Raw genomic sequence first — 14,575 nt, 5'->3', positions numbered from 1 at the left:
TCCTGGAGACTTGTCGTGTCGCATTTCCTCGATCGACTGACCTTCTTCAACAAGGTCAGGGAACCGTTCGCCGACGGCCACGGCATCACCACCGCCGAGGATCGCGGCTGGGAGGACGCCTATCGCAAGCGCTGGCAGCACGACAAGATCGTGCGTTCCACCCACGGCGCCAACTGCACGGGCTCGTGCTCGTGGAAGATCTACGTCAAGGGCGGCATCGTCACCTGGGAGACCCAGCAGACCGATTATCCGCGCACACGCCCGGATCTGCCCAATCACGAGCCGCGCGGCTGCTCGCGTGGCGCCAGCTACAGCTGGTATCTCTATTCCGGCAACCGCGTGAAGTATCCGCTGGCCCGCGGCCGGCTGCTCAGGCTGTGGCGCGAAGCGCGTGCCACGCTCTCTCCCGTCGCCGCCTGGGCGTCGATCGTCGAGGATCCCAAGAAGCGCGAGGCCTATACCAGCAAGCGCGGACATGGCGGCTTCGTGCGTGTCGGCTGGGAGGAGGCGACAGAGATCGTCGCCGCCGCCAACGCCTACACGGCGAAGACCTACGGGCCCGACCGCATCCTGGGTTTCTCGCCGATCCCGGCGATGTCGATGGTCTCCTACGCGGCGGGCACGCGTTACCTGTCGCTGCTCGGCGGCGTCTGCATGTCGTTCTACGATTGGTACTGCGACCTGCCGCCGGCCTCGCCGCAGACCTGGGGCGAGCAGACCGATGTCCCCGAATCGGCCGATTGGTACAACGCCGGTTTCGTCATCCTGTGGGGGTCGAACGTGCCGCAGACGCGCACGCCCGATGCCCATTTCTACACCGAGGCGCGCTATCGCGGGATGAAGAGCGCCGTGATCTGCCCGGACTACTCGGAGGCCTCGAAGTTCGGCGACATCTGGCTGTCGGTGAAGCAGGGCACGGATTCCGCGCTCGCCATGGCGATGGGCCACGTGATCCTGAAGGAGTATCACGTCGACCGGCAGGTGAGGTACTTCCGCGACTATCTCCGGCAGTACACCGACATGCCGATGCTGGTGCGCCTGGTGCCGCGCGACGGCAAGTACGTGCCCGACCGCTTCGTGCGCGCCTCGGACTTCGACCGGTCGCTGGGCGAGACCAACAATCCGGACTGGAAGACCGTGGCTTTCGACGAGAAATCGGGCGCGATCGTGGTGCCGCGCGGCTCGATCGGCTTCCGCTGGGGTGAAGCGGGCAAATGGAACCTCGAGGAGCGCGAGACGTCCGGCAAGGAGACGAGCCTGCGCCTGTCGCTCAACGATGCCTGCGACGACATCGTCGACGTCGGGTTCCCCTACTTCGGCAGTATCGAGCATGAGCATTTCGTCTCGACCGCGCATGAGCGCGTGCTCAATCGGCGGGTCGCGGTCAAGAAGCTGAAGCTCGTCGACGGCGAGACGCTCGTGGCATCGGTGCACGATCTGTTCGTCGCCAACTACGGCGTCGACGGCGGCCTGGGCGGCCCCAACGTCGCGGGGTCGTTCGACGACGACGTGCCTTACACGCCGGCCTGGGCCGAGAAGATCACCGGCGTGGCGCGCGACAAGATCATCCAGGTGGCGCGCGAGTTCGCGACCAACGCCGAGAAGACCAATGGCCGCTCGATGGTCATCATCGGCGCGGCGATGAACCATTGGTACCACGCCGACATGAACTATCGCGGCGTGATCAACATGCTGGCGCTGTGCGGCTGCGTCGGCCAGTCGGGCGGCGGCTGGGCGCACTATGTCGGCCAGGAGAAGCTCAGGCCGCAAGCCGGATGGACACCGCTCGCTTTCGCTCTCGATTGGGGACGTCCGCCGCGCCAGCAAAACTCGACCTCGGCTTTCTATGCCCATACCGACCAGTGGCGCTACGAGACAATCAATGTCGGCGACATCGTCTCGCCGACCGCGCCGGCCGGCAGCTGGGACGGCTCGATCATCGACTACAACGTGCGCGCCGAGCGCATGGGCTGGCTGCCCTCGGCGCCGCAGCTCGAGCAGAACCCGCTCGGCATCGCCCAGGCCGCCGCCGCTGCGGGCCTCGAGCCGAAGGACTACGTTGCCCGCAACCTCCAGTCCGGCGAGCTGCGCCTGTCCTGCGAGGACCCCGACAACCCGCGCAACTGGCCGCGCAACATGTTCGTGTGGCGCTCCAACCTGCTCGGCTCCTCGGGCAAGGGCCACGAATACTTCCTCAAGCATCTGCTCGGCACCTCGCATGGCGTGATGGGGAAGGACCTCGGCGAGGAGGGCAGGGCCAAGCCTCAGGAGGTCGTGTGGCACGAGGAAGGCCCGCGCGGAAAGCTCGACCTGCTGGTCACGCTCGACTTCCGCATGTCCACGACCTGCGTCTATTCCGACATCGTCCTGCCGACCGCCACCTGGTACGAGAAGAACGACCTCAACACCTCGGACATGCATCCCTTCATCCATCCGCTGAGCGCGGCGGTGGATCCGGTGTGGGGCGCCAAGAGCGACTGGGAGATCTACAAGGCGATCGCCAAGGCCTTCTCGCGCGTGGCGCCCGAGGTGCTGGGGGTCGAGAAGGACGTCGTGCTGACCCCCATCCTGCACGACACGCCGGGCGAGATCGCCCAACCGCTCGATGTCAAGGAATGGAAGAAGGGCGAGGTCGAGCCGATCCCCGGCAAGACCATGCCGGCCGTGACCGTGGTCGAGCGCGACTATCCCAATGTCTACCGGCGCTTCACCTCGCTCGGGCCCCTGATGGAGAAGATCGGCAACGGCATCAAGGGGATTGCCTGGAGGACCGAGCACGAGGTCGAGTTTCTCAAGCATCTGAACGGCGTCGTCGCCGACGGCCCGACCAAGGGCCTGGCCAGGATCGAGAGCGACATCGATGCCGCCGAGGTGCTGCTGACGCTGGCGCCCGAGACCAACGGCGAGGTCGCGGTGCGCTCGTGGCAGGCGCTCGGCAAGACGACCGGCCGCGAGCACGTCCATCTCGCCCTTCCGAAGGAGGATGAAAAGGTCCGGTTCCGCGATGTCGTCGCCCAGCCGCGCAAGATCATCTCGGCACCCACCTGGTCGGGACTGGAAAGCGAGAAGGTCTGCTACAATGCGGGCTACACCAACGTCCACGAGCTGATTCCCTGGCGCACCCTGACCGGCCGCCAGCAGCTCTACCAGGATCACAAATGGATGCTGGCCTTCGGCGAAGGCCTCTGCGTCTACCGTCCGCCGCTCGACCTGCGCGCCATCAAGCCGGTGATCGACAGCCGTCCCAACGGCAACAAGCAGGTGGTGCTGAACTTCATCACGCCCCACCAGAAGTGGGGCATCCACTCGACCTACACCGACAACCTCCTGATGCTGACGCTGTCGCGCGGCGGCCCGATCGTCTGGCTGAGCGAGGTCGATGCCGCAAAGGCCGGCATCGTCGACAACGACTGGGTCGAGGCCTTCAACGTCAACGGCGCCCTGGTGGCGCGCGCGGTGGTCTCGCAGCGCATGAAGGAAGGCACGCTCTTCATGTACCACGCGCAGGAGAAGATCGTGAACGTGCCGGGCTCCGAGACGACCGGCAAGCGCGGCGGCATCCACAACTCGGTGACGCGCGCCGTGCTGAAGCCCACGCACATGATCGGCGGCTACGCCCAGCAGGCCTATGGCTTCAACTACTACGGCACGATCGGCACCAACCGCGACGAGTTCGTGGTCGTCCGCAAGCTCGGCAAGGTCGACTGGCTCGAGCGTCCCCACCCAGGCGCTGAAACAGGAGACACGCCATGAAGATCCGCGCTCAGATCGCGATGGTCCTGAACCTCGACAAGTGCATCGGCTGCCATACCTGCTCGGTCACCTGCAAGAACGTGTGGACCAGCCGCGAAGGCATGGAATACGCCTGGTTCAACAACGTCGAGACCAAGCCCGGCGTCGGCTATCCCAAGGAGTGGGAGAACCAGAAGCGCTGGAACGGCGGCTGGGTGCGCAAGAAGAACGGCCGCATCCAGCCTCGCATCGGCTCGAAGTGGCGCATCCTCGCCAACATCTTCGCCAATCCGGATCTGCCGGAGATCGACGACTACTACGAGCCCTTCACCTTCGACTACGAGCACCTGCAAAAGGCGCCCGAGCTCGAGGCCTTCCCCACGGCGCGGCCGCGCTCGCTGATCACCGGTCAGCGCCTGGAGAAGATCGAATGGGGCCCCAACTGGGAGGAGATCCTGGGCGGCGAGTTCGCCAAGCGCTCGGCCGATGTCAACTTCGAGGGCGTGCAGAAGGAGATCTACGGCCAGTTCGAGAACACCTTCATGATGTACCTGCCGCGGCTCTGCGAGCACTGCCTCAATCCGGCCTGCGTCGCGGCCTGCCCGTCGGGCGCCATCTACAAGCGCGAGGAGGACGGCATCGTCCTGATCGATCAGGACAAGTGCCGCGGCTGGCGCATGTGCGTGTCGGGCTGCCCCTACAAGAAGATCTACTTCAACTGGTCGTCGGGCAAGTCGGAGAAGTGCATCTTCTGCTATCCGCGCATCGAGGCCGGCCAGCCGACCGTGTGCTCGGAGACCTGCGTCGGCCGCATCCGTTACCTCGGCGTCATGCTCTACGACGCCGATCGCATCGAGCAGGCGGCTTCCGTCCCCGACGAGAAGCAGCTCTACGACGCACAGCTCGGCATCTTCCTCGATCCCAACGACGAGGGAATCCGTGCCCAGGCCCGGCGGGACGGCGTGCCCGACGCCTGGCTCGACGCGGCCCGGCACTCGCCGGTGTGGAAGATGGCGATGGAGTGGAAGGTCGCCTTCCCGCTGCATCCCGAATACCGGACCCTGCCGATGGTATGGTACGTGCCGCCGCTGTCGCCGATCCAGGCGGCGGCCGAGGCGGGCAAGATGGGCGTCGACGGCGCCATGCCGGATGTCCGCTCGCTGCGCATTCCGTTGCGCTATCTCGCCAACATGCTGACCGCCGGCGACGAGGCACCAGTGGCGCTTGGCCTTGAACGCATGCTCGCCATGCGCGCCTACATGCGGGCCAAGACGATCGACGGCGTGATCGACGGCGCCGTCGCCGCCCGGGTCGGCATGAACCCGCTGCAGATCGAGGACATGTATCGAGTAATGGCGATCGCCAACTACGAGGACCGCTTCGTGATCCCGACAGCGCACCGCGAGACCTCGGAGGACGCCTACAACCTGCGCGGCGCTTGCGGCTTCAGCTTCGGCAACGGCTGCTCGCCGGACGACAAGGGCAACCTGTTTTCCGGCGGCAAGCTCAAGGCCAAGAACCCGATGGAGGTTGCGTGATGAAGACGCTGCGCGCCCTGGCGGCCCTGCTGTCCTATCCGACCGCCGAGCTGGTCGCCGCCGCCGACGAGATCCGCGAAACGCTCGATCGCGAGGCCATGGTGCCCGCGCCCGAGCGCGCCAACCTGCATCGTCTGGTCGACGACCTCGCGGCCGGCGATCTCTACGACCTGCAGGAGCGCTATGGTCTCCTGTTCGACCGCACGCGCTCGCTGTCGCTGCATCTCTTCGAGCATGTGCATGGCGAGAGTCGTGACCGCGGCCAGGCGATGGTCGACCTGCTGAAGCTTTACGAGGAGGGCGGCTACACGCCGACGGCATCCGAGCTGCCCGACTTCCTGCCGCTGTTCCTGGAATACGCCTCGACCTTGGCCCCGCGAGCCGCGGTCGAGCTGATCGGCCAGCCGGCCAACGTGATCGCCGCCTTGCGCGAACGGCTTGCCAAGCGCGGGTCGCCCTACGAGGCGGTGATGGCAGCGCTGCTCGCCCTGTCGCGGGCCAGGCTCGACGCGACGGCGCTCGCCACCCTGCGCGCCGAGCCCGATCCGGAGCCCGACGACCTGGCGGCGCTCGATGCCGCGTGGGCCGAGCACGAGGTCACCTTCGGCCCGGGCGCAGCCGATGCCACGGGCGGCTGCGCGGTCGACGGCCTTGCCGGGCGCCTGCGGGCCGCCATGCGTCCGGCCGAAGGGGTCGCGCCGCCGCTCACCCGCGGACGTCGCGCAGCATCAGCCAATCAAGGAGCCGGGTCATGAGGGACTACGCCTTCCAGCTGCTGTTCGTCTGGTATCCCTATGTCTGCCTTACGGTGTTCCTGCTTGGCAGCCTGGTCCGCTTCGATCGCGAGCAATACACGTGGCGTGCGAGTTCCAGCCAGATCCTGCGCAAGCGCCAGCTGCGCTGGGGCTCCAACCTGTTCCACTTCGGCATCCTGTTCCTGCTGCTCGGGCACGCGGTCGGGCTGCTCACCCCGACCTCGCTCTACACGCTCGTCATCACGGTCGAGCAGAAGCAGCTGATTGCCGTCGCTGCCGGTGGGATCGCCGGGGTCGCCTGCTTCATCGGCCTCACCATGCTGCTGCATCGTCGCCTGTTCGACATCCGCATCCGGCGCACCAGCTCGGCGATGGACATCGCCATCCTGGCGCTGCTGTGGATCCAGCTCTGCCTCGGCCTGCTGACCCTGCCGCTCTCGCTCGCCCATTCGGACGGCTCGGTGATGCTGGTTCTGTCGCACTGGGCGCAGGGTATCGTGACCCTGAATCCGGTCGACGCCAGGACTCTGCAGACGCTGCCCTGGCCCTACCTCACGCATCTGGTGCTGGGCATGACCATCTTCCTGGTCTTTCCCTTCAGCCGCCTGGTGCACATCTGGTCGGCCCCGGTCTGGTATGTCGGCCGCCGCGGCTACCAGGTCGTGCGCACGCGGCGCGCCACGCCGTCGCGCCAGCCGGCGGAGTGACGACCATGGAAACCGTTGCCCATCGTCCGCCGCGTCGCCGCATCGGCCGTCCCGTGCCGGTCAGCATCAACGGCGTCGTCATCGCCGGCGCCGAGATCGCCCGGGAGACCCAGCACCATGCCTCGTCCGATCCCGACGAGGCGTGGACCCTGGCCGCGCGGGCACTCGCGATTCGCGAGCTGTTGCGGCAGGAGGCAGACCGGCTTGCCATCGTGGCCGAGCCGGTCGACGACGGCGAGGGTCGCAAGGAGGCACAAGACGAGGCGTGCCAGCGTGCCCTGCTCGACCGCGAAGTGGTCGTGCCGAGCGCCGACGAGGCGACCTGCCGGCGCTACTACGAGGCCAACCGCAGCCGCTTCCGGTCGCCTGACCTGTTCGAGGTCGCGCATGTCCTGATCCCGCAGGGCCCGCAGATGCGCGCGACCGCGGCGAACCTGGTCGCCGAGTTGCAGCAGCGGCCGGAACGCTTCGCCGAAATTGCCGCGGCACACTCGGCTTGCCCTTCGGCCAGGCAAGGCGGCAACCTCGGCCAGATCGGGCCGGGCCAGACCGTGCGCGAGTTCGAGCAGGCCCTGCCTGGCTTGCATCAGGGTGTGGTCCATCCCGAGCCGATCGAGAGCCGCTACGGCCTGCACATCGTGCGTCTCGACCGGCGCATCGACGGTCGCCAATTGCCGTTCGAGGTCGTGCACGGACGCATAGCCTCCTACCTCGAGGAGGCTGTCCATCGCCGCGCCTTGCACCAGTACGTGACGATCCTTGCCGGTCGCGCCGAGGTGACCGGCGTCGATTTCCGGGCCGGCTCGGGCCCGCTCGTTCAGTAGGTCGCGTCAAGATGCTGCTGGGAGACGTTCTGAGCCGGCTCAGCGACGAGACCTTCGCCGCCGAGACCCTGCTGGGCCTGGGCGACCTGCCCTTGATCGTCGATGTCGAGGCGGCCGGGCTGGAATTCGGCGAAAGCGCGCCGCTTTATGCCGCAAATGCCGTTCGGCGCTTCTCGGCCTTCGCAGACGACGAGGCCTGGATGGGGCTGATGACGGCGCTCGAGCGCACCGACGATGCGGGCGCTGCCTGCCTGCGCCACATGCTGCTGTGGTCGCTGCGCCACGACAACCATTGCCAACACAGGAGTTGAGCCGTGTCCCCGCTTATCGCCGCGCTCGTCTATGCCGACGGTGTCTATCCCGAGCGTGCCATTGCACGCGTCGTCGAACGGCTGCGCAATCGCGACATCCGCCTTGCCGGCGCCCTGCAGCGGGCGCCCGACGGCATGGCCGAGCGCCATCCCTGTGATCTCCTGATCGAGAATTTGGCGACGGGCGAGGTGACGGCGATCGCCGAGTACCGCGGCAAGCAGGCGCGCGGCTGCCGCCTCGATGTCGGCCTGCTGACCGAGCTGGCCGAAGCCGTGCACGCGAGCCTGCAGGCCGACGCGCCGCGCCTGCTGGTGGTGAACAAGTTCGGCAAGATCGAGGCCGACGGCGGCGGCCTGCGCCCGGCGATCGCCGAGGCGGTCGACCTCGGAATTGCCGTGCTGGCGGGGGTGCCGGCGCGCAACCTCGATCGCTGGCGCGCCTTCGCCGGGCCACTCGCCGTCGAGCTGCCGGACGATGATGCGGCTCTCGACCACTGGCTCGCCCAGCATGGATTGACGACGGGGCAGCGGACGCGTACGGCAGCGACGCTGGCCGGTGGTCCGTGGACGATGTAACCCTGGCCCGTGCCGTCCATGTGCTCTCGGTGATTCATTGGATTGGCGGCGTCGCCTTCGTGACCTTGGTGGTTCTGCCGCTGGCGCGCATCGCCGAGCGCGGGAAGCGTCTGGCCCTGTTCGTGGCCGTCGAGCGCCGCTTTTCCGCGCAGGTGAAGGTTTCCGTGCCGCTGGCCGGCCTCAGCGGATTCTACATGGCTGAGCGTCTCGATGCCTGGCCGCGCCTGCTCGATCCGTCGCAATGGTGGCTGGGCGCCATGATGGTGCTGTGGCTGGCCTTCATGGTCGTCTTGTTCGTCGTCGAGCCGTTGCTTGGCGGCCGGCTTCTCGACCGGGCCGATCCCGACACGACGCTGCGTCTCGTCGAGCGGGCACACTGGCTGCTGCTCGGGCTGGCGACCATCGTCGCGGCATCGGCGGTGCTGGGCGCGCACGGCATGCTGGGGTGACGACGTTTCCGGCCATCTGACCCGTCCGGTTCGCCGGACGTCGCCACAGGCGACGGCCCCGGACGTCCTGGGCAACGCCTAGGCAGGTCGCCTCGCGACAGCAAGACCGACGCCGAGTGCGATCATCGCCGCGCCCGACGCCTGGCGCAGGCGGCGGATCAAGGCAGGACGCGCCGTCGCACCGTCGCGGATTCCGCTTGCCGCAAAGGCGACCGCGACATCGGCCAGGGTGTTGAGCGCGACCGACACGAAGCCCAGCGCCATGAACTGCAGGGCGACGCCGCCGGCGGGGTCCACGAACTGCGGGATGAAGGCCAGGAAGAAGGCGGCCGTCTTGGGGTTCAGCGCCTCGACCAGCACGCCTTCGCGAAACGCCTGCTGCGGTCCAACTGGCGGCGCTGCCGAGACATCGCCGTCGAGGCCCGCCGAAGCGTCCCTGCGCGCAGCCTGGATCGTGCGAATGCCGAGCCAGAAAAGATAGACTGCGCCCGCGAGCTTCAGCGCCGTGAAGAGTTCGGCGCTCGCCAGCACGATCGCGGAAACGCCGAGGCTGCCGGCCAGCACATGCACCATGCCGCCGAGACCGGTGCCGAAGCTCGACGCCACGCCCTCGCTGCGACCGCCGGCCAGCGTGCGCGCCGCGACGTAGAAGATGCCCGGGCCGGGCGTGATGGCAAGAACGAAGGCCGCCCCGAGGAAGACGGCGAGCTGGGTCATGTCGGACATGGTCGTACCTTAGTGCGCGAGCGGGGCTCGGACATCCCGGTTCGAAAGGTGCGGCCCTGGTCGCGTAGCGCTCACGCGCTCCGCCGGCGCAGGGGAACCACATCGTGCAGGACGCGGGAGAGACGCGCGCAGGCGCGGTCGATCTCGTCCTCGGGCGTGGCGGCATAGCCCAGGAGCAGGCCGTGCCGGCGATGCCGGCCGGCATGGCAGGCCGATAGCGGCGACACGGTGATCCCCGCCTGGGCGGCGGCCGCGGCGACGACGCGGTCGTCGAAGCGGGGCGCGAGCGCCGCGACCGGCCGCGCGATCAGGTGCATGCCGCCGGGGTCGCCCGCGCTCTCCAGCCAGCCCGCCAGATGGCGCTCGAGACCGGCGAGCAGCGCCTCCTGGCGGCCGGCATAGAGCAGCCGGGTGCGCCGCAGGTGGGTGGCGAAATGGCCGTCGGCGATGAAGCGGGCGAGGGCGCCCTGGCCGAGCAGCGAGGGCCGCGCCGGCACCGCCGCCATCAGCACTTCCGCCGCCGGCGCGAGGCCGGCCGGCAGCACGATGTAGCTCAACCGCAGCGCGGGAAAGAGCAGCTTGGAGAAGCTGCCGAGATAGGCGACACGGCCGGAGCGGTCGAGGGCGCGCAGCGGCGCCAGCGGCCGGCCGGCGTAGCGATACTCGCCGTCGAAATCGTCCTCGGCGATCCAGCCTTCGCGGCGCTCCGCCCAGCTCAGCAGCGCAAGTCGCCGCTGCAGGCCGAGCACGCTGCCGAGCGGGAACTGATGCGATGGCGCCACGACGGCGAGCCGCGCCGCGGGTTCGGCCGCCAGCGCCTTGTCGAGCACGAAGCCCTGTGAATCGACCGGTACCGGCACGGCGCGCACGTCAGCGAGCGCCAGCGCCTCGCGCGTGCCGACAAATCCCGGCTCCTCGATCCACGCCGCCTCGCCACGATCGAGCACCAGCTCGGCGAGCAGCGACAGGCTCTGGCGCACGCCGGTGGTGACGACGATCGCTTCGAACGCGCAGGTGAAGCCGCGGGCCGCGCCGAGATAGGCCGCGATTGCCCGGCGTAATCCGTCGTGGCCGAACGGATGCAGGGCGCCGGCGACGGTCCACGATGGTTGCCGCCATTCGCGCTCCAGGAGCTTGGCCCACAGCGCGAAGGGAAAAGCGGCGCGATCGGGCTGGCCGGTCGGGAAGGCGAGCGGCGCATCGTCGAAGCCGCAGGCGGTTGGCGCGTCGCGGAGCGCGGCGCGCGCGCGACGCGACAGGGCGGCCGTCGGCGCTGTGCGGCTTGCCGCCGGCGGCGCGCCCTTGCCCGGCGGCGCGGTCAGCATCTCGTCGGGCAGGTCGTTGGCGACCGAGAGACCGGAAGCGGCTTGCGCCACGACGTAGCCCTCGGCGATCAGCTGGTCCATGGCGAGCAGCACCGTGCCGCGCGCAACGTCGAGCTCGCTCGCCATCACCCGCGAGGAGGGCAGGCGCTGGCCGGGCGCAAGCCGGCGCTCGAGGATGGCGCGGCGCACCTGCTGGCCGATCTGCCGGTGCAGCGGCAGCACGGCGGCAGGATCGAGAACGAGGCCGAGCGGGGTAGCCTTGCGGATGGGACGAGGCATGACTGGTCCAGACTGGATTCGCCGAACTGGTTCTTTTATCTGGACCGTAATGCGGCGATGGTCCAGCCGCAATTCGCCCCCGGAGTTCCTGTCATGAGCACCCCCACCGCCGCCACGGCCGCGCGCGGCCGCACCGCCGAGAACACGCCCGACGCCTTCGGCGTGACGCCGGTCAACCGGGTCAAGCGCGTCCACGAACGCGGCCGTTACGATCGCAAGACGGTCTACGAGATCCTCGACGCGGCGCTGGTCTGCCACATCGCCTACGTGATCGACGGCCGGCCCTATTGCACGCCGACCAGCTTCTGGCGCGAGGGCGACCACCTCTACTGGCACGGTTCGTCGGCCAGCCGGATGATCCGCACCCAGCGCGCGGGCGTGCCGGTGTGCCTCACCGTCACCCATCTCGACGCCCTGGTGATGGCGCGCTCGGGCTTCCACCATTCCGTCAACTACCGCGCGGTGATGGCCTTCGGCACGGCGCACATCATCGACGACGCCGACCAGAAGCTGAAGCTGATGGACCGCTTCATCGACCGCATCTATCCCGGCCGCTCGAAGCTGATCCGCCAGCCCAACGCGCAAGAGTTCAAGGCGACGACCATGATGGGCATGGAGATCGAGCATGCGTCGGGCAAGATCCGCGACAAGCACGTCGCCGACGAGGAGGAGGATTACGCCGGGGTGCCGGCCTGGTCGTCGCTCTATCCGGTGACGCAGACGATCGGCGCACCGTCCGAGTGCGAGCGCCAGCTGCCCGGCCTCGAGCGCCCCGACGACATGGCCGACTTCGAGCCCGGCACCCGCCTCGACGAGCTGATGACCAGGAGCTACCGCCGCACGTTCGGGTGAGGCCGAGCGCGCTCTTCTCATTTCTCCTCCCCAGCTTTGCTGGGGAGGTGTCCGCGTCATCGCGGACGGAGGGGTCGAAAGCGCCACTGGGGCTCATGACCCCTCCGTCGCCGTAAGACGGCGACACCTTCCCAGGGAAGCTGGGGAGGAGAAATGGGAAGCGGCCCTTTGTCAGTCCGCCTTGATGCCCGACTCCGCGATCGCCTTGCCCCAGCGGGCGTACTCGGCCTCGAGGAAGACGGCGAACTCGGCGCTGGTGCTGGCCCTGGGCAGGGTGCCGACGGCGAGGAACCGCTTCTGGATCTCGGGCGAGCGCACGATCCTGTTCAGCGCCGCGGCGAGCCGGTCGACGGTCTGCTTCGGCGTGCCGGCGGGCAGCAGCATGCCCAGCCAGGCATTGGCCTCGAAGCCGGGAAAGCCCTGCTCGGCGATGGTCGGCGTGTCGGGGAAGAACGCGAGCCGCTCCAGGCTGCCGACCGCGATCAGGCGCAGGCGGCCGGCCTCGATATGCGGGCGCGTCACCGCCACGGTATCGAGCGCCACCTGCACGTTGCCGGCGATCAGGTCGTTCATCGCCGGCGCACTGCCCTGGTAGGGCACGTGCACGATCTTCATGCCGGTCGCCCGCTTCAGCTCCTCCATGGCGATATGGCTCACCGTGCTGTTGCCGGAGGAGGAGTGGGTGAGCTTGTCGGGATTGGCCCTGGCGTAGGCGATCAGCTCCGGCAGCGTCTTCACCGGCAACGACGGATTGACCACCAGCACCAGCGGCAGGTCGCCGACCCGGCCGACCGGCGCGAAGCTGGCGAGCGTGTCGTAGGTCACGTTCTTGTAGAGATGTGGCGCCATCACCAGGGCGGCCATGGCGGAGATCAGGATGGTGGCGCCATCGGGCGCCGCGCGCGCCACCTGACCGAGCGCGATGCTGCCGCCCTGGCCCGGCTTGTTCTCGACGATCACCGTCTCGCCCAGCTCGTCCTTCAGCGCTTCGGCGACGATGCGCGAGACGAGGTCGATACCCTGGCCGGCGGGGAAGCCGACCACGATCTTGGCCACCTTGCCGCTCTGCGCCCGCGCCGCCGGCGCGCACACGGCCGACAGCGACAGCGCCGCAAATGTCCGTCTCAGCATGGATCCTCCCGTCAGATCACCTTGCGTGCACGCAGTCCGGCGATCTCCGTCGCCGACAGACCGAGCGCGCCGTAGACCTCGTCGTTATGCTGGCCGATCGTCGGGCCCGCGTGGTGCACGCGGCCCGGCGTCTCGGAAAAGCGCGGCACGACGCCCTGCATGCGCACCGAGCCGAGCTCGGCATCGGGCACGCGCACGATGGCGTCGCGTGCCGCGATCTGCGGATCGTCGAACACGTCGGCGATGTCGTAGATCGGCGAGAAGCCGACCTCGTGCTCCGCGAATGTCCGGCGCAGCTCGTCGAGGGAGAGCCGGGCGATGGCGCCGCCGATGATGTCATCGAGCGCGCGGAAATTCTTCACCCGCGCCGGGTTGGTGGCGAAGCGCTCGTCCTCGATCAGCGCGTCGAGGGCGAGCGCCCGGCACAGGCGCACGAAGATGCTCTGCGTCGAGGCGGCGATCGAGGCCCACTTGCCGTCCTGCGTGCGGTAGACGTTGCCTGGCGCGGCGTACTGGCTGCGATTGCCCGAGCGTGTGCGCACGACGCCCAGCTGGTCGTACTCGATGGCGAGGAATTCCAGCGTGCGCAGCATCGCCTCGGTGGCCGAGCAGTCGATCTCCTGGCCGCGCCGCTCGCGATGGCGGACGAGATCGTGCAGGGCCGCGAGCACGCCGAGCGCCCCGAACAGGCCGGCGATGGCGTCGGAGATCGGATAGCCGAGATGCAGCGGCCGGCCGTCCTCCTCGCCGCAGATCTGCGTGAAGCCGCTCATCGATTCGAAGATGCGCGCGAAGCCCGGCCGGTCGCGGTACGGGCCGTCCTGGCCGAAGCCCGATACGCGCAGGATGGTGAGGTGCGGGCTGATCCCGTGCAGCCAGGCGCGCGTGATGCCCCAGCGGTCGAGCGTGCCGGGACGGAAGTTCTCGACCAGCACGTCGGCGCCGGCGATCAGCTTGCCGAACAGCTGGCGCCCTTCGGCCTGGCGCAGGTCGAGCGTCACGCCCTTCTTGTTGCGGTTGGTAACCTTCCACCACAGCGGCGCGCCGCCCTTGTGCGGCGCCAGGGCGCGCAAGCTGTCGCCGGCGCCCGGCATCTCGACCTTGACCACGTCGGCGCCGTAATCGCCCAGCAGCCCGGCTGCGAACGGCCCGGCGACGACGGTGGAGATGTCGACGATCTTCAGTCCCTGGAGCGGGCCGGCTGGCGCTTCGGTCATGGTGTTTCCTCGCGGGTCAATCTAGGGACTTTGCCATGCATGCAGAATGATCAAGACAGCTAAACTAGAAATGCCGGAAGTGGATGGGTACCCACGAGGAAAGGTCCCCTCGCTGCGCTCGGGATGACACTAAACTTTGCGGTCAGCACCTCC

The 14,575-nt window shown here is 68.4% G+C and carries 13 protein-coding genes; 9 read left to right on the top strand and 4 right to left on the bottom strand.

Features of this window, described 5'->3' with window-relative positions; genetic code table 11:
• Positions 1-15: 15 nt before the first annotated feature.
• The 8 genes from ACILR9_RS19920 to ACILR9_RS19885 are packed head-to-tail and all read left to right on the top strand — an operon-like array spanning position 16 to position 8,892.
• Positions 16-3,753, top strand: coding sequence for a nitrate reductase subunit alpha (locus tag ACILR9_RS19920; RefSeq protein ID WP_395711703.1), 3,738 nt, complete (start codon positions 16-18; stop codon positions 3,751-3,753).
• Positions 3,750-5,270 (top strand): nitrate reductase subunit beta, encoded by a 1,521-nt coding sequence (gene narH, locus ACILR9_RS19915; RefSeq protein WP_395711702.1) that lies wholly within the window; start codon positions 3,750-3,752, stop codon positions 5,268-5,270. The genes ACILR9_RS19920 and narH overlap by 4 nt, the downstream gene beginning before the upstream one ends.
• Positions 5,270-6,025, top strand: coding sequence for a nitrate reductase molybdenum cofactor assembly chaperone (narJ, locus tag ACILR9_RS19910; RefSeq protein ID WP_395711701.1), 756 nt, complete (start codon positions 5,270-5,272; stop codon positions 6,023-6,025). Before narH ends, narJ begins: the two co-directional genes overlap by 1 nt.
• Positions 6,022-6,732, top strand: coding sequence for a respiratory nitrate reductase subunit gamma (narI, locus tag ACILR9_RS19905; RefSeq protein ID WP_395711700.1), 711 nt, complete (start codon positions 6,022-6,024; stop codon positions 6,730-6,732). Before narJ ends, narI begins: the two co-directional genes overlap by 4 nt.
• A gap of 5 nt (positions 6,733-6,737) precedes the next feature.
• Complete coding sequence (locus ACILR9_RS19900; RefSeq protein WP_395711699.1) at positions 6,738-7,556, top strand: peptidylprolyl isomerase; 819 nt, start codon at positions 6,738-6,740, stop codon at positions 7,554-7,556.
• A gap of 11 nt (positions 7,557-7,567) precedes the next feature.
• Positions 7,568-7,867 carry a hypothetical protein gene (locus ACILR9_RS19895; RefSeq protein ID WP_395711698.1) on the top strand — a complete coding sequence of 100 codons (300 nt, stop codon included), beginning with the start codon at positions 7,568-7,570 and terminating at the stop codon, positions 7,865-7,867.
• Positions 7,868-7,870: 3 nt separating this feature from the next.
• Positions 7,871-8,443 (top strand): DUF2478 domain-containing protein, encoded by a 573-nt coding sequence (locus tag ACILR9_RS19890; protein ID WP_395711697.1) that lies wholly within the window; start codon positions 7,871-7,873, stop codon positions 8,441-8,443.
• Positions 8,431-8,892 carry a hypothetical protein gene (locus tag ACILR9_RS19885; protein WP_395711696.1) on the top strand — a complete coding sequence of 154 codons (462 nt, stop codon included), beginning with the start codon at positions 8,431-8,433 and terminating at the stop codon, positions 8,890-8,892. Before ACILR9_RS19890 ends, ACILR9_RS19885 begins: the two co-directional genes overlap by 13 nt.
• Before the next feature lie 78 nt (positions 8,893-8,970).
• Here the strand turns inward: ACILR9_RS19885 and ACILR9_RS19880 are convergent, their stop codons facing one another.
• Positions 8,971-9,618, bottom strand: coding sequence for a LysE family translocator (locus ACILR9_RS19880; protein ID WP_395711695.1), 648 nt, complete (start codon positions 9,616-9,618; stop codon positions 8,971-8,973).
• A gap of 71 nt (positions 9,619-9,689) precedes the next feature.
• Positions 9,690-11,222: a PLP-dependent aminotransferase family protein gene (locus tag ACILR9_RS19875; protein ID WP_395711694.1), complete on the bottom strand. Its 1,533-nt coding sequence runs from the start codon at positions 11,220-11,222 to the stop codon at positions 9,690-9,692.
• A gap of 93 nt (positions 11,223-11,315) precedes the next feature.
• On the opposite strand from ACILR9_RS19875, the gene ACILR9_RS19870 reads away from it, so the two are divergent.
• The gene (locus tag ACILR9_RS19870; RefSeq protein ID WP_395711693.1) at positions 11,316-12,074 is read left to right on the top strand and encodes a pyridoxamine 5'-phosphate oxidase family protein; all 759 of its coding nucleotides are present in this window, start codon (positions 11,316-11,318) and stop codon (positions 12,072-12,074) included.
• A gap of 171 nt (positions 12,075-12,245) precedes the next feature.
• Here the strand turns inward: ACILR9_RS19870 and ACILR9_RS19865 are convergent, their stop codons facing one another.
• Both ACILR9_RS19865 and ACILR9_RS19860 read right to left on the bottom strand, forming a co-directional pair.
• On the bottom strand, positions 12,246-13,205 hold the full coding sequence (locus ACILR9_RS19865; RefSeq protein WP_395711692.1) for a Bug family tripartite tricarboxylate transporter substrate binding protein: 960 nt from the start codon (positions 13,203-13,205) through the stop codon (positions 12,246-12,248).
• An 11-nt stretch (positions 13,206-13,216) separates the two neighbouring features.
• A complete protein-coding gene (locus tag ACILR9_RS19860) occupies positions 13,217-14,422 on the bottom strand; it encodes a CaiB/BaiF CoA transferase family protein (RefSeq protein ID WP_395711691.1) in 1,206 nt (401 codons plus the stop codon).
• Positions 14,423-14,575: the final 153 nt, after the last annotated feature.

Source organism: Reyranella sp. (genome assembly GCF_044224635.1).
Taxonomy (GTDB): Bacteria; Pseudomonadota; Alphaproteobacteria; order Reyranellales; family Reyranellaceae; genus Reyranella.
Note: the sequence above shows the minus strand (reverse complement) of the source record. Positions and strands in the feature narration are given on the sequence as shown.